General features: G+C 37.5%; 16 protein-coding genes and 2 pseudogenes. 7 read left to right on the top strand and 11 right to left on the bottom strand.

Translation table 11 applies throughout. The features are described from left to right. The first annotated feature begins 2 nt into the window (after positions 1-2). Entirely contained in the window at positions 3-1292 is a 1290-nt protein-coding gene (gene ftsY, locus SK629_RS04390) for a signal recognition particle-docking protein FtsY (RefSeq protein WP_042900762.1), read from the top strand. A 157-nt stretch (positions 1293-1449) separates the two neighbouring features. Here the strand turns inward: ftsY and SK629_RS12475 are convergent, their stop codons facing one another. The 7 genes from SK629_RS12475 to SK629_RS04360 all read right to left on the bottom strand — a co-directional run bounded on the left by SK629_RS12475 (position 1450) and on the right by SK629_RS04360 (position 8733). Next, a complete protein-coding gene (locus SK629_RS12475) occupies positions 1450-1626 on the bottom strand; it encodes a hypothetical protein (protein ID WP_200872336.1) in 177 nt (58 codons plus the stop codon). A gap of 107 nt (positions 1627-1733) precedes the next feature. Beyond that, the gene (locus SK629_RS04385) at positions 1734-2909 is read right to left on the bottom strand and encodes an MFS transporter (protein ID WP_042900761.1); all 1176 of its coding nucleotides are present in this window, start codon (positions 2907-2909) and stop codon (positions 1734-1736) included. Beyond that, positions 2893-4008: a biotin carboxylase gene (locus SK629_RS04380; RefSeq protein WP_042900760.1), complete on the bottom strand. Its 1116-nt coding sequence runs from the start codon at positions 4006-4008 to the stop codon at positions 2893-2895. Before SK629_RS04380 ends, SK629_RS04385 begins: the two co-directional genes overlap by 17 nt. Beyond that, entirely contained in the window at positions 4005-5210 is a 1206-nt protein-coding gene (locus tag SK629_RS04375) for an ATP-grasp domain-containing protein (RefSeq protein ID WP_042900759.1), read from the bottom strand. The genes SK629_RS04380 and SK629_RS04375 overlap by 4 nt, the downstream gene beginning before the upstream one ends. Positions 5211-5212: 2 nt before the next feature. Beyond that, positions 5213-6298, bottom strand: a complete 1086-nt coding sequence (locus SK629_RS04370; protein ID WP_042900758.1) for a hypothetical protein — start codon at positions 6296-6298, stop codon at positions 5213-5215. Continuing rightward, positions 6279-7163, bottom strand: coding sequence for a GSCFA domain-containing protein (locus SK629_RS04365; RefSeq protein WP_042900757.1), 885 nt, complete (start codon positions 7161-7163; stop codon positions 6279-6281). Before SK629_RS04365 ends, SK629_RS04370 begins: the two co-directional genes overlap by 20 nt. Then, positions 7156-8733 carry a helix-turn-helix domain-containing protein gene (locus SK629_RS04360; protein ID WP_042900756.1) on the bottom strand — a complete coding sequence of 526 codons (1578 nt, stop codon included), beginning with the start codon at positions 8731-8733 and terminating at the stop codon, positions 7156-7158. Before SK629_RS04360 ends, SK629_RS04365 begins: the two co-directional genes overlap by 8 nt. 323 nt (positions 8734-9056) lie before the next feature. Here SK629_RS04360 and tnpA point away from each other — a divergent pair. After that, positions 9057-9571: pseudogene (gene tnpA, locus SK629_RS04355) on the top strand (IS200/IS605 family transposase). Positions 9572-9857: 286 nt separating this feature from the next. On the opposite strand, the gene zwf reads toward tnpA, so the two are convergent. The 3 genes from zwf to SK629_RS04340 all read right to left on the bottom strand — a co-directional run bounded on the left by zwf (position 9858) and on the right by SK629_RS04340 (position 14404). Further along, a complete protein-coding gene (zwf, locus tag SK629_RS04350) occupies positions 9858-11348 on the bottom strand; it encodes a glucose-6-phosphate dehydrogenase (RefSeq protein WP_042900755.1) in 1491 nt (496 codons plus the stop codon). Between the two features lie 150 nt (positions 11349-11498). Next, positions 11499-12239, bottom strand: coding sequence for an amino acid ABC transporter ATP-binding protein (locus SK629_RS04345; protein WP_042900754.1), 741 nt, complete (start codon positions 12237-12239; stop codon positions 11499-11501). Next, positions 12239-14404, bottom strand: a complete 2166-nt coding sequence (locus SK629_RS04340; protein WP_042900753.1) for an ABC transporter substrate-binding protein/permease — start codon at positions 14402-14404, stop codon at positions 12239-12241. The genes SK629_RS04345 and SK629_RS04340 overlap by 1 nt, the downstream gene beginning before the upstream one ends. A gap of 173 nt (positions 14405-14577) precedes the next feature. On the opposite strand from SK629_RS04340, the gene SK629_RS04335 reads away from it, so the two are divergent. The 5 genes from SK629_RS04335 to SK629_RS04315 all read left to right on the top strand — a co-directional run bounded on the left by SK629_RS04335 (position 14578) and on the right by SK629_RS04315 (position 19275). Continuing rightward, complete coding sequence (locus SK629_RS04335) at positions 14578-15531, top strand: CPBP family intramembrane glutamic endopeptidase (protein WP_042900752.1); 954 nt, start codon at positions 14578-14580, stop codon at positions 15529-15531. Positions 15532-15607: 76 nt separating this feature from the next. Next, positions 15608-17596 carry an excinuclease ABC subunit UvrB gene (gene uvrB, locus SK629_RS04330; RefSeq protein ID WP_042900751.1) on the top strand — a complete coding sequence of 663 codons (1989 nt, stop codon included), beginning with the start codon at positions 15608-15610 and terminating at the stop codon, positions 17594-17596. Between the two features lie 9 nt (positions 17597-17605). Further along, a complete protein-coding gene (locus SK629_RS04325; RefSeq protein ID WP_042900750.1) occupies positions 17606-18232 on the top strand; it encodes an NAD(P)H-dependent oxidoreductase in 627 nt (208 codons plus the stop codon). A gap of 14 nt (positions 18233-18246) precedes the next feature. Further along, positions 18247-18735 carry a GNAT family N-acetyltransferase gene (locus SK629_RS04320; RefSeq protein WP_042900749.1) on the top strand — a complete coding sequence of 163 codons (489 nt, stop codon included), beginning with the start codon at positions 18247-18249 and terminating at the stop codon, positions 18733-18735. A 72-nt stretch (positions 18736-18807) separates the two neighbouring features. Next, entirely contained in the window at positions 18808-19275 is a 468-nt protein-coding gene (locus SK629_RS04315) for an 8-oxo-dGTP diphosphatase (RefSeq protein WP_042900748.1), read from the top strand. Here SK629_RS04315 and SK629_RS12090 read toward each other — a convergent pair. Then, a pseudogene (locus SK629_RS12090) lies at positions 19272-19349 on the bottom strand (DNA-binding transcriptional regulator); the annotation flags it as partial. The gene SK629_RS04315 and the pseudogene SK629_RS12090 overlap by 4 nt on opposite strands. Positions 19350-19495: the final 146 nt, after the last annotated feature.

The following is a 19495-nucleotide window of genomic DNA, read 5'->3' as shown; positions in this document are numbered from 1 at the left end:
ATATGGGATTATTTGACCGTCTATTCGGAAAAAAAGAAGAACCTAAAATCGAAGAAGTTGTAAAAGAAGCTCTGGAAAATCTTGATTTGTCTGAAGATGTTGAGTCTTCTCTTACAGAAGCTGAGGAAGTTCCTCAAGAAGATGCAGAAGTTGAAATTGTTGAACAAGCTGTGCTCCAAGAAGAGAAAATCCAATACACAGTTGAAGAAAGTCTGGATTCAGAGTCAGTTGTAGAAGTTTCTCAAGAAGAAGTCGAAGAATTGCCAAACTCAGAAGAAGTCACAGAGGAAGATAATACTGAGCTCCTAGAGACTGTAGAAGAAAATAGTTCTAAAGTGCTTGAAGCAGAAAGACCTCAAGCAGAAGAAACTGTTCAGGAAAAATATGACCGCAGTCTTAAGAAAACTCGTACAGGCTTTGGTGCCCGCTTGAACGCTTTCTTTGCCAACTTCCGTTCTGTCGATGAAGAATTCTTCGAAGAACTGGAAGAACTGCTGATTATGAGTGACGTTGGTGTCCAGGTGGCTTCTAACTTAACAGAGGAGCTACGCTACGAAGCCAAGCTTGAAAACGCCAAGAAACCTGACGCCCTTCGTCGCGTCATCATTGAGAAATTGGTTGAGCTTTATGAAAAGGATGGCAACTATGATGAAAGTATCCAATTTCAAGATGGCTTGACAGTCATGCTCTTTGTTGGTGTGAATGGTGTTGGGAAAACAACTTCTATCGGGAAACTAGCCCACCGCTACAAACAAGCAGGTAAGAAGGTCATGCTGGTTGCAGCAGATACCTTCCGTGCAGGGGCAGTAGCCCAACTAGCTGAATGGGGCCGTCGTGTGGACGTTCCAGTTGTGACTGGACCTGAAAAAGCTGATCCAGCCAGCGTGGTCTTTGATGGTATGGAACGAGCTGTAGCAGAAGGAATTGATATTCTCATGATTGATACTGCTGGTCGTTTGCAAAACAAGGACAACCTCATGGCTGAGTTGGAAAAGATTGGTCGCATCATCAAACGTGTTGTGCCAGAAGCACCCCATGAAACCTTCTTAGCACTTGATGCATCAACAGGTCAAAACGCTCTTGTACAGGCCAAAGAATTTTCGAAAATCACTCCTTTGACAGGAATTGTCTTGACTAAGATTGATGGTACTGCTCGAGGTGGTGTTGTTTTAGCCATCCGTGAAGAACTCAATATTCCTGTAAAATTGATTGGTTTTGGTGAAAAAATCGATGATATTGGAGAGTTTAACTCAGAAAACTTTATGAAAGGTCTCTTGGAAGGCTTAATCTAATCAGAAGCAAATATCCTGCAAGGCACAAACTTGCAGGATATTTTTTATTGTAAGAGCGATGAGTTATAAATATTTTGAAATGATACTCTTCGAAAATCAAATTCAAACCGCGTCAACGTCGCCTTGCCGTACTCAAGTACAGCCTGCGGCTAGTTTCCTAGTTTGCTCTTTGATTTTCATTGAGTATGAGTTTATTTTCCGTTAGGGTGGAGGCATCTTGTGATTCAATAGATCTCAATATTTCTTGTAATTTTTCAGATGATTGATGGTTGAAAATTTTTAAAGCATCTTCATTTGTTAGCTTTATATCACGTGTTAAACTGATTGTAGGCACTATCCTATCTCCTATCACTACTTAAATTTATTACAGCTTATTTCAAAAAGATTTTCAATTTTGAATTGAATAATCTTCCTAAATTTTGTGCTGTGTAGCTGGATGATTTAACTTTTTTTGGAACTCTTATTAAGTGCTAGTAAACTGATTATATAAATCAGCAGTTGAACAATACCTATATATTGAAATATTTGCCAATTTTTAAAATCAATCCATGATGCAAACATAGTTCCGAAAGGAGCAAAGATACCACTGATAGTGAATATGATGCTAAAAATGCGTCCTAAGAAATTGGAATCTATAGAAACTTGGAGATGTGACATTAAATTCACATTGAACATTGAAACAGTTGTAGAGAACAGAGCAAATAGAATCAATAAGATAATTTGCGAGGACTGAAAAAGATTAATAAGTATTAAGGAAACTGCACCTGGCAATAAGAAATGAAGAAAGTATCTCGGTTCAATCTTTTTCTTGTTTAGACTGATGATAAGAGCTCCTAAGATACTTCCGATAGATTGAGAAACGAGAATATAAGCAAAAATTTGATGGAATTGAGAAAAGGTTGATGTGAATGGAAGATAGAAGGAATAGATCGCATCTAAGAAGTTTAGAAAGGCGGAAGAAATTAAAATGGTTAGGAGTGTTTTGTCTTCATAGAGGTAGGTAAAACCTTCTTTTAATCCAGTAAAAAATTTTGATTGGATAGTATTATGGTGATGTAAAATGTGAAAACGATATTCACACAAAGCTGAAATAATAAAAGAGAAAGAGTTAATCAGCATACCATATCTAAATCCAAATTGATGGATAACAAAGACGGAAGCTAGCGGTGCTCCAACTCCAACAATCTCAGCTACTATTTTAGAAATAGAGTTATAGGTAAAGATTCCATCGCTGGAAAGAAGGTCTTTTATAATAGCCTTATAAGCTGGGCCGTTAAAACTAAATAAAATAGCCAGTAATATATTGACAACAACCAATATCCAGATATTTTGCGGATTATAAAATAAAAATAGTAAGAAAGTTGCAATTGCAGCAATCACATCTGTTAGAATGAGCATACGTTTTCTATCGCTAAAATCAGCAACATATCCTGCAAATAGATTAAATAGTAAGCGAACAATGGATTCGCTAGACTGATAAAGCATCATAAAGAATGAGGATTGAACGGTGAGGTTTGCGATTAATAGTTTATTGGCATAATCAAAAATAATATTACCCAAGTTTGTTGTTTGTCCCCTGATAATCAGTAGTAGGATATTTTTATTCTCTTTGTTCATACTTATATTCCTCAAGTAGCTCGTTTATGAGTGTAAATTCCTTCTCATTCTTTACACTAGTAGTGATGAGATAGCGTAAATCATCTAGTGAATGAGCAGGACAGTTTATCTTTTCAGGATATTCTCTAAAAAATTCGATAGGGAAAGGGAGCTTTGGAGGAGCTTGATGATGGCCATTCTGAAAAATAGCTAAAGTCAGTGCAATTTTACTGGGTGATGTTGGAATCTCTGCTTGTATAGAAACACTATTTATAAGATTCCAGTAAGTATCTAGGATGTCAATTTGAAAGGCACATTTGATAAGCAAAGGAATATTTCCTCCACCAAACCGCTTTCCAATTTCACAAAAGCTTATCTCATCTGTAGTGGAGTTATAAAAGAACTCTGCATGGAAAGGATGGATTTTCTCAGTTCCTAAACTGTCCAATACTTTTTGGGTTTCAGTTTTTAATCGTTGAATGAAGAGGGGATTATTATAGTGAGAGTTTGTACGGACGATATTGATGAAGGTTGTTTTAATATCTAGGATATTTCCTATATATTCATGTGTAAAAAAGTATTGGATTTTTCCATTAATAGCTATACCATCACAAGTAAACATGGTATCAAATTGTTCCAGACTTTCTAAAAGAAAATTCTCAGCTGTATAATACTCTGGTATTTGAGAGATAATATGAATATCTTTGCCAGAAGCTTCACATCTAGGTTTAATCAGAAAGGTATTAGGAAGACTATCATTTGGGTTCAATAGTTGAGGTTGACTGATTTGTTCACTCAGCTGAGTGCGCATGATTTTCTTGTCTTTATAAGTATAAGCGATTTTCCAAGCCTCTTTATCGGAGGTGAAAAGCGATTTTAAGATACCGACAATATGCATGAGTCCTTCATCTAGTGTGAAAATATCCTCTATGTTCTGTATATCTTTGAAAAAAAAGAGTAGATTAATTTGGCTAAAATCATCTATACAAAAAATTTGGTTCTTTAAAAATCCAACTGACAGATAATTTTTTTCTTGTCTGCTAGGACAGATAATACCTAAATTTTCTTTTGCTTTAATACCAATACTTGCAGGAGAAAAGCGATAAATAAAATATTTCATTTCTTATACCTCGTGTTTTCTAACACCCAAGTCTCAGCTCCTAAGAGATTGTTTTTTGTTTCTCGGAATGTTAAACCATGACAAGAAAAACCGACAACAGCATCTGCACTGTGAAAAGCAGAATGCAACTGTTTACCAACTTGCGTGTAAGTAATATAGTCAAAGATAGAGTACTGTTCTTTTATCGTTTCCGTTAGTTCTGGGAGTTGTTGGATGACTCCCTCCTTTTTGGCAGTTAGAAGCCAGCCAGTAACTGGAAATACGGTTGGAAGTATGGGTAAGGTGTCATTACAGATGGCTGTCAAGAGAAGCTCAAGTGGATTGTAGGTCAGTTTATATTGTAGATTTTGACGAATCCGTGCACCACCAATGCGTGAAGCAATCTCCAAAAAAATGATTTCGTGTCCATCGTAAAACACCTCTAAGTGAAAAAGAAATGTTCCGTCTGGGTAGAGTTTTTTAGACAGTTCAGAGGCGTAATCAACAAGTTTTTTGAAATGTTTTGAAGTGTAATCCAAGGAAACTCCCGCAGCTGAAATTCCTTCTTTAATTAGCAAGGGATTGAAGATATATTGGGACGGTTCACAATAAATGATATTTCCATGCGATACAAATCCATCTATGTGATAAACATCTGAATAAATATATTCTTGAACCAAGACAGTCTTATCTCCCCAAAAGTTATCGGAATCAAAAGGAGTTAAGTCGTTATCACTTTTTAAGTGGAAAGTATCAACAGAACCAGCTCCATCCAAAGGTTTTAGAATAATATCTCCATGTTCTTTGAAAAAGTTTTTCAATTCCTCATAAGATGAGATTTTCCGGGAATGGGGGATTTTAAAACCTAGTTCACTGACTTTCTGTGTCATTTTGTCTTTATCACGGAAAGTTTTTGCTTGATTGACTGATTGGCCCTTAATATGAAATTGTTCTCGTAATTCTGCAGCCAATACCATATCAAACTCATCTAAAGCAACAATCGCATCGAAATGAGATCGTTGTAGGATTCCTTGTGAGGTTTCTTTTCTCTTTTCAGGATAATGTTGGGTAGTAACTAGAGTGACATTGGTTGGTTTATTCGTTTCAAATGATTCTACTTTGCTATCATCAATCAGGAGTGTATAGTGATGATTTTTGGAAAGACAAGAGTAAATATCGGTGTAAGTTTCACGATAGGGGTGTAAGATAAGTAATTTTGCCATGATTATTTATAACTTTCTATTGGATTTTGATAGAGGTTTTTATGCGAATCTCTATAATAAGCAAAGTTGCTCGGCAACTCAGGTAGTTTGTAAGTGGGATCAATCTGATTTTTGTAGAGTTTATAAGGAATACCTAATGTCTGATAGGCATAATCTGCCCCCATTGTATCCCTACTCTTTTTGACTTTCTTTAATGCTTTATTGATATTCCGAGAATATTCCTTGTACTGTTTTAGCAATTCGATTTTAATCGTTGAAAACTCATTTAAGACGTCCTCTAGTGAGATATTATGAATATCACATTCCAAAAAGATTTCTCTAGCTAGTTTTTTTAGGGCATAGCTGTGTCTATGATTGCCAAATGTTCCAATTTCCGGGAATAAAATGGTTAAAGCTTCTAGTTGACTGATGAAAAAATGCGTCAGTTCATGATTACTAGAAAATTTATATAACTTATTGTAGGTGGCTAGAAAATTTTGCGACTCGTAAATAGATTTCGCTTGTTCACGAATCATATCTAATCTTAAAGGAAAGAAGACACTGTCTAATTGAGACTGAAATCCTCCTTGAAAATTGATTAGAACAAAATTTGCTAATGTTACCAAACCATCGTGGTACTTGCTACAAATTTTAATGTAGTAATGATTCCCTGATAAAGGAACATGACACTGAAGTCGATTTTTATCAATTTCGATAATGTGATTAGTAACATTGTACAGTTGACCAAGGATATCAGTCATTTTTGGACATATAATATAAATGTTATCGAAAGGAATCCATTTATTTAAAAATTTTGTGATAAAGGTTTCAATAATTTGTCCATATTTCTCTTCACGGAAGGAAAATAAACTAATTAAAGTTTGGCATGGGGTAGAGATAGGGTTTACTAAGTTAGCAGGGTAGACATTTCGGAAACAAACTTGTTCTTTTACATATAAACCATCTTTCTTTTCTTTAAAATACTCTAGCTCATCTTGAATTGGTGAAAAAGTAAATAAGTTCTTTTCTTCTCTTATCAAAGGCGATGATGGGAGAGTCTGAGCTTTAAAGATACGTTGTAAATCGTCACTATAAGTATTCTTTACCATTGATTTTACCTCGGCTATCGACTTTGTTGATTGCAAATGGTTTGTTGGGTGTATCTAATAGATAATCCTTGTTAATTTCTTTAACAATGTGTTTAGATATATCTGCAATTAGCTTGACAGAGGGATGTCTTCCATCTTCTTGGAAAGGATGATTATTTTTTTCGACATAGTATTTGAATAGTTCATATTCAGGAAAGTAATAGTCGTCCCCTAATTCCATAATGGCATCTTTGATAATACGATAATTTTCAGTCGTAGCCAAATGCAGATTATGAAACTTTTCAGAAGCTTTAAGAAGTACATAGGGAATTGAAAATTGAATCTTAATTTTAGGGTTAATAAGTTGTACAACTCGCATAATTTGTTTAGCAAAATTAAGTATATCGTCGGACGATAGATAGACATTTTTAATCTCTGGGTTGAAAAACTGATTTCTTGGAAGTATGTTCATTACGTGTTTAGACTTAGACCACATTTCAACGGATCCGAGAGAGACGATTAGTAAATCTGATTCAGTTATTGCTCTCTTAACACAAGTATCAATCTGTAAATTTTCGTTTATGACCTTTTTAAAACTCTCTGAACGATTCCAAAAACGAACTTCATCATAAAATACTTTTTGTTTGGTATCTATCAAGATATGATGATTCAATTCAAATGCAATGATTTCTAAATCCTTTAGTAAGGATGGTGCATTAAAAATGGTATCATAAGGAGAAAAAGTTTTAATTTGACTGTTGGAAAAATAGTCAATTCCAAGGGCTAGATTTTGAGCAGTGCATGCACCTAAGAAACAAGTTGTCTTGGGAAGATATGTCAGAAATTTCGTAGATTTCTTTGATGAGTAAAAGTGTAGGTTATCCATAAATCTCTCCTTTATATCCTAATGAACATAATACCTTTTGTATGTTTCCGAATCCGTGAAGAACAGTGTCAAAATTTGATAGCATCACTTTATCAAGATGAACTTGAATGATTCCCATCAAGATAGCCATACCTGCACATGTATCATTTAAATGATACATTTTTAAATTTGTGTCAATATCTGATAGTTTGTCTTGTGTTTTTAATGCACCGTTACTCAAAACTTTTATTCTAATTCCCAATTTGTGTAATTCTGCAATATGATTGATTCTTTGAATAAATACTTCATCAAATAGGATGGATGATATATTGTGAAAGGCTAAAAATTCTGATAGAATAGGACCTAAATCACTTGTAATAAATGGTGCAGCACCTAAACGTAAAAATTCAAAGTACTCGGACTCTATTTGAGATGCTTTTTTGAACTGAATTGTGTGTTTGTCTTCAATGATATTTAGTCCTAATTTTGTAAAAAGGTCAATGTAACTTTGAGGAATATCTCTGATAAATACATTGTCAAAAATGATATTTTCTAACTCATCCCAGAATAGCAAGACATAGGATACAAGCATAGACATATCGGGAGGTAATGTGATTTCTGCATCTTTAATTTCAATAGAATCCACTTTGGAAATGACAATTTTATCAGATGTTAGATATTGCACTGTACGATTAGTTGAAGACTCTAGTAATGTAATGAGATAGGACACAGTAGGGTCTGGCGAAAGCCCGTTGATTCTAATTTCATTTGGATAAACATATGCCAAACTAATAGCATTGAAGAAAGCACCAACACTTTTACTCCCATCAGCGTAACAATTCAAGGTGATATTTTTATTTAGTAAGTCATTCTTCTCAGAATAAAAGATTTTATTCTCTTCTTGATAGGTATAGCTCGCTACGGTGGAGAGAATATCAAGGTGTAAGTCAATAGGTCTGAAACAAAAATCGTCTCCTCCAGGAAATGCAAATAAAAGATGGTGATATCGATAAGTCAAAGCTGTTATAGTACCAATGCTAGCTCTACTAATTTTATTGAGAGATGTAATATCTGTAGGCATCCTTTTAGAGCTAACCTCTATAGTATCTTCATAGGTGAAAGAATCAGACCACTCATTCTTTCCAAATTCATAGAGTATATTTAGAAAATCAAAGGCAGTAGGGCAGTTTCTAATTATTAACTTGTTTTTATTCAAAAATAAGCAAGATAATAGAATATGAACGCCGATAACTTTATCTCCTTCGATTTTGACGTGAAGCTTTTGAGTGCTGGTAGCTTCAGTCTGCTCTTGTCTTTGTAATTTTAAATTAAAATGCTTGGGTACAACGCCATCTGATATTTTAGATATGCTTTCTTTAGTTAAAGCACTTGGTTGATTTAAACTAACTTCTAAATCTTCGAAGGATATTTCTAGTAGCTTTGCATAAGCTATTAAGTCTCTAACATTGATATCACGAGAGTCATTTTCCCAATTTGAAATAGCCTGTCGGCTTAGTTTTAATTGATTTGCTACAAATTCTTGAGTAAACCCCATTGCTAATCTACGTTGCTTTAGAAAGTCACCAATCATAGGCGTATGCCTCCCTTATGTTAATTTAATTCATATTATACTCGCATCAAAACAAATTTCAAGAATTTTCAGGCAACAATTTGTTGCGTAGCATGATGATCTAATATCTTCAGTAAACGGGCACACTTGTTTATGTCTAGGAGGGACTGATGCGTCAGCTCTCTCGTTTTTATTTATGTGACTATTAGTCAGTCTCGCTCCGCTAGGTGCGAGACAAAAAAAACACCCGCTATGCGGGTGCGCGTCGAAGGTTATACCCAAAAAACTCCAAACGCGATACAATAAAGGTGTTCAAGCCAATTGTAAAGCGAAAGGAGAAAAATATGGCACAAAAGGCACATAGTTTATCACACACAAAGTGGATGTGTTCTATCACATTGTGTTCACCCCTAAGTATAGACGAAAAGTAATCTATAATCAATATCGAAGCAATTTGGGAGAAATATTCCGCCGATTATGTAGTTATAAAGGAGTTGAAATTATCGAGGGTCACTTAATGCCAGACCATGTACATATGTTAGTCAGTATTCCACCGAGGATAAGTGTTTCAAGTTTCATGGGGGATTTAAAAGGTAAAAGTGCACTCATGATGTTTGATAAACACGCCAATCTCAAGTACAAGTTTGGGAATCGGCATTTCTGGGCGGAAGGTTATTATGTAAGTACGGTGGGACTCAATGAAGCCACAATTAAGAAATATATTCAAGATTAAAGAAATGATCCAGTGGATGATTTCTTCACGAGTATGAAAATTTGAGAACGAGTAAAGCATGATATAGCACTAGATAAATTAAGTGTAAAAGAATATGAGGCTCCCTTTAGAGATAGTGGTAAGTAATACTAAAGCCTCTTTATACTCTTCGAAAATCTCTTCAAACCACGTCAACGTTACCTTGCCGTATATATGTGACTGACTTCGTCAGTCTTATCTACAACCTCAAAACAGTGTTTTGAGCAACCTGCGACTAGTTTCCTAGTTTGCTCTTTGATTTTCATTGAGTATTAAGAGGCAAGTGACGAGTCAAGAGCAATAAGGCTTGAACAACGTGAAAGCCAGCGTCTTTAGGCGCTGGCTGGTGATTTGGGCTTATAGCCCTGGTTCAAACCACCTATTTGACGAGTGGTCATGATTCTAAACGACCATCTTGACAATAGGCGATATCTGGTTGCCAAGTCCATTTGGCATCGAATTTTTCAAGTAAGTCAAAGCTGGCTTGAGGTCCCATGCTTCCAGCTTTATAATCATGAAGTGGGGCACCATTTTCAGCCCAGAGCTCTTCGATACGGTCAATCAATTTCCATGACGCACCAACTTCATCCCAGTGACTAAAGTTAGTTGAGTTATTATTTAAGACATCATAGATCAATTTTTCGTATGGTTCTGGAGAAGCACCAGTTGCGGTCGCATCTGTACGGTAATCCAGTGAGTTAGGAGCCAAGTTGAATTCTTCTCCCACCTGCTTACCATTTAGGCTAAGAGAGAAACCTTCTGTTGGTTGGATATAGATGGTCAAAATATTTGGAGCAAGTGGTTCTCCAAAGATAGAGTCCATTTGTTTAAAGACGATGTTGACATGAGTTCCTTTTTCAGTCAGACGTTTACCAGTACGGAAGAAGAATGGAACACCACGGAAGCGATCGCTGTCCACGAAGAAGGCACCAGATGCAAAGGTTTCAGTTGTTGATTCTGGATTAACATTTGGTTCGCTACGATAAGAAATGTATTTCATGCCCTCAATCTTACCTGAACGGTATTGACCACGGATAAAGTGTTCTTTAAGCTCTTCATCAGTTGGATGATAGAGGTTTTTAAAGACTTTAATCTTTTCAGCACGAATCTCGTCTTTTGTGAAGCTTGCTGGCTTATCCATGGCAAGCAGAGAAAGAAGTTGCAAAGTATGGTTTTGTACCATGTCACGGAGGGCACCAGATTCATCATAGTAGCCACCACGTTCTTCTACACCCAAGCGCTCCGCAAAGGTAATTTGAACATTATCGATAAAATCCTTGTTCCAAACGTTTTCAAAAATCAGGTTGGCAAAGCGAACTGCAAAGATACTTTGGATCATTTCCTTACCAAGATAATGATCGATACGGAAAATTTGTTCTTCGTCAAATGTTGCTAGGAGCTCGTCATTCAACTTGCTTGCGCTTGCGTAATCTGTACCAAATGGTTTTTCAACGATTAAACGTTCAAAACCTTTACCGTCAACAATGTTTTCAGACTTGAGGTGTTTGGCAATGGTTCCAAAGAACTGAGGTGCCATAGACAAGAAGAAGAGCTTGTTGTGTTCCGCTTGGTACTTGTCATTTAATTCAGCCTGCAATTGACGTAGAGCAATGTAGTGTTCTGTATCATTGACATCATGACTTTGATAGTAGAAGTGACTAGCGAATTCCTGAGCCTGTTCGGTACTATCTGCCAAATCAAGGATAGATTCGACTACAACAGATTCAAAATATTCCTTGCTCCAAGGACGACGAGCAGTTCCAATAACGGCAAAGTGCTCGGAAAGATTGCCGGATTTATATAGTCTAAATAGGGAAGGGTAGAGCTTGCGTTTAGCCAGGTCTCCACTCGCACCGAAAATTGTAACAATAACCTTAGATGACATCTAGCTACCTAATTTCTATTTTTATTCCTAGTCTTGCTAGGTATGAGGAAACCTCATTTCATAAACTTAATTCTAACATAATTTTCCGAAAAATCAAAAAATCCAATACGAGATAGAAAAAAACTGCAAGGAAATCCTTACAGTTTGAGTTTAGACGTTTAAGACCTTGTCCAAGAAATCTTTCAGACGTGGGTGTTGTGGGTTGTCAAAGATTTGATCAGGTGTTCCGTCTTCAAGGAACTCGCCATCTGCTGTAAAGATAACGCGGTTGGCAACCTGACGAGCAAACCCCATCTCATGGGTTACGATAATCATGGTCATGCCTTGTTTAGCCAAGTCTTTCATAACGTTTAGTACGTCTCCGACCATTTCAGGGTCAAGGGCAGAAGTTGGTTCATCGAAGAGCATGATGTCTGGATTCATTGCTAGTCCACGAGCGATGGCCACACGTTGTTTTTGACCACCTGATAGGCTATCTGGGTTGGCATTAGCTTTATCTACTAACCCAACCTTGTCAAGTAACTCCATCCCCAATTTCTCAGCTTCTTCCTTAGTCATCAACTTGTGCTCAATAGGAGCAAAAGTAATGTTGTCCAAAACAGACATGTGTGGGAAGAGATTGAAATGTTGGAACACCATTCCGATATTTTCACGGACGTGGTCAACGTTGGTTGTTTTTTCAGTTAGGTCATAACCGTTCACAGTGATGTGACCGCTCGTAACTTCTTCTAGAAGATTAAGGCTACGAAGGAAGGTTGATTTACCAGAACCTGAAGGACCGATGATACAAACAACATCTCCTTCATAGAACTTAGTCGTAATTCCTTTTAGGACTTCATTTTTTCCATAGTGCTTGTGTAAATCATTTACATCAATTTTTAATTTTGCCATTAACGAATCCTCTTTTCTAAGCGTTTCGCTAGTTTAGTCAAAAGTGTGATAATTACAAGATAGAAGATAGCAAGGATTGCATACATCTTGAAACTTTGGTAGTTACGGGCAATGATAATCTTACCAGTTTGGAAGAGTTCAACCAAACCGATAGCAGATACGATTGTTGTATCTTTAAGAGCGATAACGAATTGGTTAACAAAGTTTGGCAACATCAATTTAGTTGCTTGTGGCAAGATAATCTTACGCATGGTTTTTCCATAAGAGATACCCAAGCTTCGGCTGGCTTCCATTTGTCCAACTGGAACGGCCTGAATACCACCACGAACGATTTCAGCGATATAAGCAGCTGCATTGAGTGAGAGGGCAATAGTACCAGCTACAAAGTCGTTAATTGGGCTTTGTTGGCCTGTGATAGACTCGATGAAGTTTGGAATTCCCCAGAAGATGAAGGCTGCAAGAATCATTAATGGAATACCACGGATAACGTCAACGAAAATCTCAGAGATCACACGAAGAGATTTGTATGGGCTAACGCTAAACATACCGAAGATAATCCCGATGACAATGGCAATAGCAAACGAGATAAGAGCTAGAGCAAGAGTGATACCAAGACCGCTAAGGAGTTGTTTGTAGTTGTTTTGGAGCAAGCCCCAGATAGTTGTTTCGTCAACAGTGCTTGTTGAAGTAGTTGAAGATTCGCTAGCTAGGTATTTATCAAGAATCTTTTGGAATTCACCGTTTGCTTTAAGGTTAGCAAGTCCGTTATTGAACATTTCAATCAATTCTGGATTTGCTCCTTTTTTAACAGCAAAGGCTGTTTCACCGATTGGAGTTCCAGCGATTGGAGTTTTCAATTTTTGACCTTGGCTGATAGAATATTTGAGAACAGGTTCATCATCCATAACGGCATCAATTGCACCAGTGTTTAAACTGTCATACATTGATGAACCATCAGCGAAGGTTTTGATTTTGTAACCGTATTTGCTTTGATTTTCTGTTAGGAAGGTTTGAGAAGCAGTTCCGTTTTTAACACCGACTGTTTTCCCTTTCAAATCTTCATAAGAAGCAATGGTACTTGATTCTTTGACACCAAGGATTGTATTAGCAGTGTAGTATGATTCTGAGAAGTCAAAAGTTGCCTTACGAGCATCTGTGACAGACATACCAGCAATGATACCATCTGCTTGACCAGCTTGGACAGCACTGATAGCAGCATCAAAACCAGGGTTGGTAATTTCAATTTCAAAACCTTGGTCTTTAGCGATGGCCTTAATCAATTCCATATCAATACCAGTAAATTGGTTGCTTGAGTTTTGGAAAACAAAAGGTGCAAAAGAAGAATCGCTGGCAATGATGTATTTAGCTTTAACAGGAATAGCTTTTAAGCCTGCTAGAGTAGTTGTAGTTGGCACTGCTGAAGATGATGAAGCAGTCCATTTCTTGATGATTTTATCAAGACTACCATCTTTTTTCATTTCAGCCAAGGCTTGGTTAAATTCAGTAACCAGGTGCTCGTATTTGCTTCCTTTTTTAACACCGAAAGCAAAGCTACCTACAGCTTCCCCATCCATTTCGATATGGAGGTCTTGACCTTGGTTGATGGCATACTCGATAACAGGTTTATCATCCATCATAGCATCAATGGCACCAGCACTTAAGCTGTTGTTCATCAAATCACCAGTGTCAAATGTTTTAATGGTAAAGCCGTATTTGTCCTTAATACTTTCAAGGAAACGTTGAGCGGCAGTTCCGTTTTTAACACCAACAGTTTTACCTTTTAATTGGTCATACTGACTAATCTTGTGTGCCTTTGTAGTTGCAATGACAACTTTTGTATCATAGTAAGTATCAGACATGGTAAAAACTTTTTCACGTTCTTTCGTCTTTGTCATCCCTGCCATGATAGCGTCAGCTTGACCAGCTTGAACCGCATTGACCGCTGCGTCAAATCCAGGATAGGACATCTGAATGTTCCAGCCTTTAATCTCAGCGACTTTGTTGATAATGTCAACATCAATTCCTTTATAAGTTTGATCTGAATCTTTAAACTCAAAAGGTGCATAGGCGGTATCAGAAACAATCTTAATCGTTTCTGCCTTCACAATACCTAATGAGAAAATTGGGAATAAAATTAGCAAAAATGCTAGAAATTTTTTCTTCATTTTTAGTCTCCTTTTCCGAATATTTTCCCATTATATCAGAAAAAGTAAAAAAAGGCAAATTTTTTATATTTTTGTGTCAGAAAATGTAACATAGGTTATTTCTTTTCTTTCTTGAATTGCTACTATAAAGTGCTATAATAATAGTATATAATAGAAGAAAAGAGGACAGGGATATGAAGAACAAAAGAATATTTAAAGACTTCCAAGCTTCAAAAATGAGTTTAAACATTTACACAAGCCCCTTGTTAGCCTTTGCTTTTGTCTTCATAGGAGAGTTTGTGGCTTATACTCTGTATGGTATTAGTTTGTTAGCTCTCATCGGACTTGCTAGAAATTTTGGAGAGACTGGTCAAAATCTTGCAACCTATTTGCAGACCTTGCATCAGAGCTTGATGGATAAAACAAGTGACTTTCGTTTAATTTTAGAATTGCTGGCCTTTGGTTTTGTTCTTAACACTGTGTTTAGATGGACTAGAAAAGTTGAGAAAAGACCTATTCGAACTTTAGGATTTTATAGAGAGAATTTCCTCAGCAATCTTCTTAAAGGATTTGGCCTAGGCCTGGCACTTTTTCTTCTTACCTTGTTAGTTTTAGTAGCCTTAGGGCAATATCGTTTGGAGTCCATTCGATTGAATCCTTATTCACTTACTTTTGTTGTCTTTACTATCCCATTTTGGATTTTACAGGGGACAACAGAAGAAGTGGTGGCCCGTGCTTGGCTCCTTCCTCAATTGGCCTCAAGAACCAATCTAAAACTAGCTGTTCTTATATCTAGCCTATTCTTTACCCTGCTCCATATGGGCAATTCTGGTATCACCCCTCTATCTCTAGTGAATCTCTTTTTATTCGGAGTTGCCATGTCACTTTACCTTCTCAAAACAGATACAGTTTGGGGTGTAGCAGGTATTCATGGCGCCTGGAATTTTGCTCAGGGAAATCTCTTTGGGATTTTAGTTAGTGGTCAACCATCAGGAACGTCTCTGATGACCTTTTTACCACAAGGCAATCAAGGCTGGCTATCAGGTGGTTCTTTTGGGATTGAAGGTTCTATCATGACAAGTTTAGTCTTGTTACTTTTGATTTTCTATCTCGCTCATCAATTAAAGAAAGAAAATGAAAGGATGTGACTTCGTTCTGTCCTTTTCTTCGTGAAAATGATACAAGTATGCTAAAATAGGAATAGCACATCGAGAGAGGATTCTTATGATTAACCGCATTACAGATAATCAATTTAAACTAGTATCAAAATATCAACCATCAGGAGACCAACCCCAAGCTATTGAACAGTTGGTAGATAATATTGAGGGGGGCGAAAAAGCTCAGATTCTCATGGGGGCGACTGGAACAGGGAAGACCTATACTATGAGTCAGGTCATTTCCAAAGTCAATAAACCCACTCTAGTTATTGCCCACAATAAAACTCTAGCAGGCCAGCTCTATGGGGAGTTTAAGGAATTTTTCCCTGAAAATGCTGTTGAGTACTTTGTATCTTACTATGACTATTACCAACCAGAGGCCTATGTCCCTTCTAGTGATACCTACATTGAGAAGGACAGCTCTGTTAACGATGAGATTGACAAGCTCCGCCACTCAGCGACTTCAGCTCTTTTGGAGCGTAATGATGTTATCGTCGTGGCTTCTGTCTCTTGTATCTATGGTCTGGGTTCGCCAAAGGAATACGCTGACAGTGTTGTAAGTCTGCGTCCAGGTCTTGAAATTTCTCGTGATAGACTCTTGAATGACTTGGTTGATATCCAGTTTGAACGTAATGATATTGATTTCCAACGGGGAAGATTTCGTGTGCGTGGGGATGTAGTGGAGATTTTCCCAGCTTCCAGAGATGAACATGCTTTTCGGGTAGAGTTTTTCGGGGATGAGATTGACCGTATTCGTGAAGTGGAGGCTTTGACAGGTCAAGTCCTTGGCGAAGTCGATCATTTGGCGATTTTCCCAGCTACTCACTTTGTGACCAATGACGACCACATGGAAGTTGCCATTGCTAAAATTCAGGCAGAGTTGGAGGCGCAGTTAGCAGTCTTTGAGAAGGAAGGTAAGCTGCTAGAGGCCCAGCGTTTAAAACAGCGGACAGAGTATGATATCGAAATGCTGCGTGAGATGGGCTATACCAACGGGGTTGAGAACTATTCACGTCACATGGATGGACGGAGTGAGGGTGAGCCTCCTTATACTCTCTTGGATTTCTTCCCAGATGATTTCTTAATTATGATTGACGAGAGCCACATGACCATGGGGCAGATCAAGGGCATGTACAATGGAGACCGTTCGCGTAAAGAAATGCTGGTTAATTATGGTTTCCGTTTGCCATCAGCTTTGGACAATCGACCTCTCCGTCGTGAGGAGTTTGAAAGCCATGTCCATCAGATTGTTTACGTTTCAGCGACACCTGGTGACTATGAAAATGAACAGACCGAGACAGTGATTGAGCAAATCATTCGTCCAACAGGACTATTGGATCCAGAGGTAGAAGTCCGTCCGACAATGGGACAGATTGATGACCTCTTAGGTGAAATCAATGTCCGTGTTGAGAAGAACGAACGAACCTTTATCACAACCTTGACTAAGAAAATGGCAGAGGACTTAACCGACTACTTCAAGGAAATGGGCATCAAGGTCAAGTACATGCACTCAGATATCAAGACTTTGGAACGGACGGAGATCATCCGTGACCTGCGTTTGGGTGTTTTTGATGTCTTGGTCGGAATCAACCTGCTCCGTGAAGGAATTGACGTTCCTGAGGTCAGCTTGGTTGCTATTCTCGATGCTGATAAGGAAGGCTTCCTCCGTAACGAGCGTGGACTCATCCAGACCATTGGACGTGCCGCCCGTAACAGTGAAGGTCATGTAATTATGTATGCTGACACTGTAACCCAGTCTATGCAACGTGCCATTGATGAAACGGCACGCCGTCGCAAAATCCAGATGGCTTATAATGAAGAACACGGTATTGTGCCTCAGACAATCAAGAAAGAAATCCGTGACCTGATTGCTGTGACCAAGGCAGTTGCCAAGGAAGAGGATAAGGAAGTCGATATCAATAGCCTCAACAAACAAGAGCGCAAAGAACTAGTCAAGAAACTGGAAAAACAAATGCAAGAAGCTGTCGAAGTGCTTGACTTTGAACTGGCAGCTCAGATTCGTGATATGATGCTGGAAGTCAAAGCCTTGGATTAGGGGAATTTTATGAATATTTTAGTTATCAATGGACATCCTGATAAAGAAAGCTACTGTCAAGCAATTTTTCAAACGATTGTAGAAAATATAGACTCAAAGAGACATGAACTTGAAGTGATTAATCTTAATGAGAAAGAGTTTGATCCTGTTTTACGTTATGGTTATCGACAAAGGATGGAGGACGATCCGTTTATTCTACGCTCTCAGGAATTAATTCAGTGGGCAGATCATTTCATTTTTGTTTATCCTATTTGGTGGAGTAGTATGCCTAGTCTATTGAAGGGGTGGATTGATCGTGTTTTTACGCCAGGCGTTGCATACTCTGCCAACAATCAAGGAAGCTTTATTTTGAACTACTTGATAGGTAGACAGTTCAAAAAGTTACTAAAAGGAAAAACAGCTAGTATCTATGCAACATCTATGGCACCAACTTTGTGGTACAAAGTATTTTCAGGTCCGATTAATATTCCAGACAGTTATGGAATATCAGTATTAAAGAATGCTGTATTGAATCACTGTGGCATAAAAACAAAGAGGGTTTTAATCTTAGGAGAGTTAGGACGTGAAGTGAATACAAGTTCAACAAGACAAAAATTTCTACAAAAAGTAGCAAAGGAAGTCAGGGTGTTGAATTAAGGAGAAGAAAACAAATGACGATTATGATCAAACAGATGGAAACTCCTGAAGAGATAGAAGGTAAGTCCCTCGTTCATTGGCAGACGTGGAGAGAGGCTTATGACGATCTTTTGCCTGCAGAATTTCAGGAGACGATGACATTAGAAAGATGTCGATTCTTCAGTCAAAAGTATCCAGAAAATACATTGATTGCGATAGATGGCGTGAAGGTAGTTGGTTTTATCAGTTATGGCAACTTTCGTGATGAGACTATTCAAGCTGGTGAAATTATTGCTTTATATGTTTTAAAAGACTATTACGGAAAAGGTATCTCACAAAAGTTAATGAAAGCAGCTTTGACTGCTCTTAATCATTTTTCTGAAATTTTTTTATGGGTATTGAAAGATAATAAGCGCGCCATTGCTTTCTATCAAAAAATGGGTTTTACTTTTGATGGACAAGAAAAGATGCTTGAACTTGGAAAGCCCATAAAGGAAAAACGAATGGTATTTTATTCTAAATAATTTTAAAAAGTAAAAGATAATATCTCTGGTAGTAAGTCTGAAAATTTAATAAATTAGAAAGTGAGTAAATTTATGTCCCGAGCACAATTAACGATTTTAACAAACATTTGTCTGATTGAAGATTTAGAAACCCAGAGCGTGGTGATGCAGTATCGCGCTCCTGAAACCAATCGCTGGTCAGGTTATGCCTTTCCTGGAGGTCATGTAGAAAATGGTGAGGCTTTTGCGGAGTCTGTCATTCGTGAAATCTATGAAGAAACAGGGTTGACTATTCAAAATCCTCAACTTGTCGGCATTAAAAATTGGCCACTAGATACAGGTGGGCGCTATATTGTCATTTGTTACAAGGCGACTGAGTTCTCTGGTACCCTTCGGTCTTCAGATGAAGGAGAAGTTTCTTGGATACAAAAAGACCAGATTCCAAACTTGGATCTGGCCTATGATATGTTACCCTTGATGGAGATGATGGAAGCTCCTGACAAGTCTGAATTTTTCTACCCTCGCCGTACAGAAGACGATTGGGAAAAGAAAATCTTCTAGTCTTTTACTAAATAACCAAGTTTATCCAAGGCCTCCTCGATATAGTGGAGGTCTTGTTGTGTCTCCTGTCTAATAGTAGTAGAAGATTAGGAAAAAAGTATATATACTTGCTAAAATTAAATGCTAAATTAGAAAAAATATATGGGTTATACTGTTAATTTTTCTAAGAAAGATGTAAAATAGAAAGTGTACTATGTTTTTAAAACAAGTGTGGTACCCA

It is taken from the genome of Streptococcus mitis, assembly GCF_000722695.1.
Taxonomy (GTDB): Bacteria; Bacillota; Bacilli; order Lactobacillales; family Streptococcaceae; genus Streptococcus; species Streptococcus mitis_O.
This window is presented reverse-complemented; position numbering and strand designations above follow the sequence as displayed.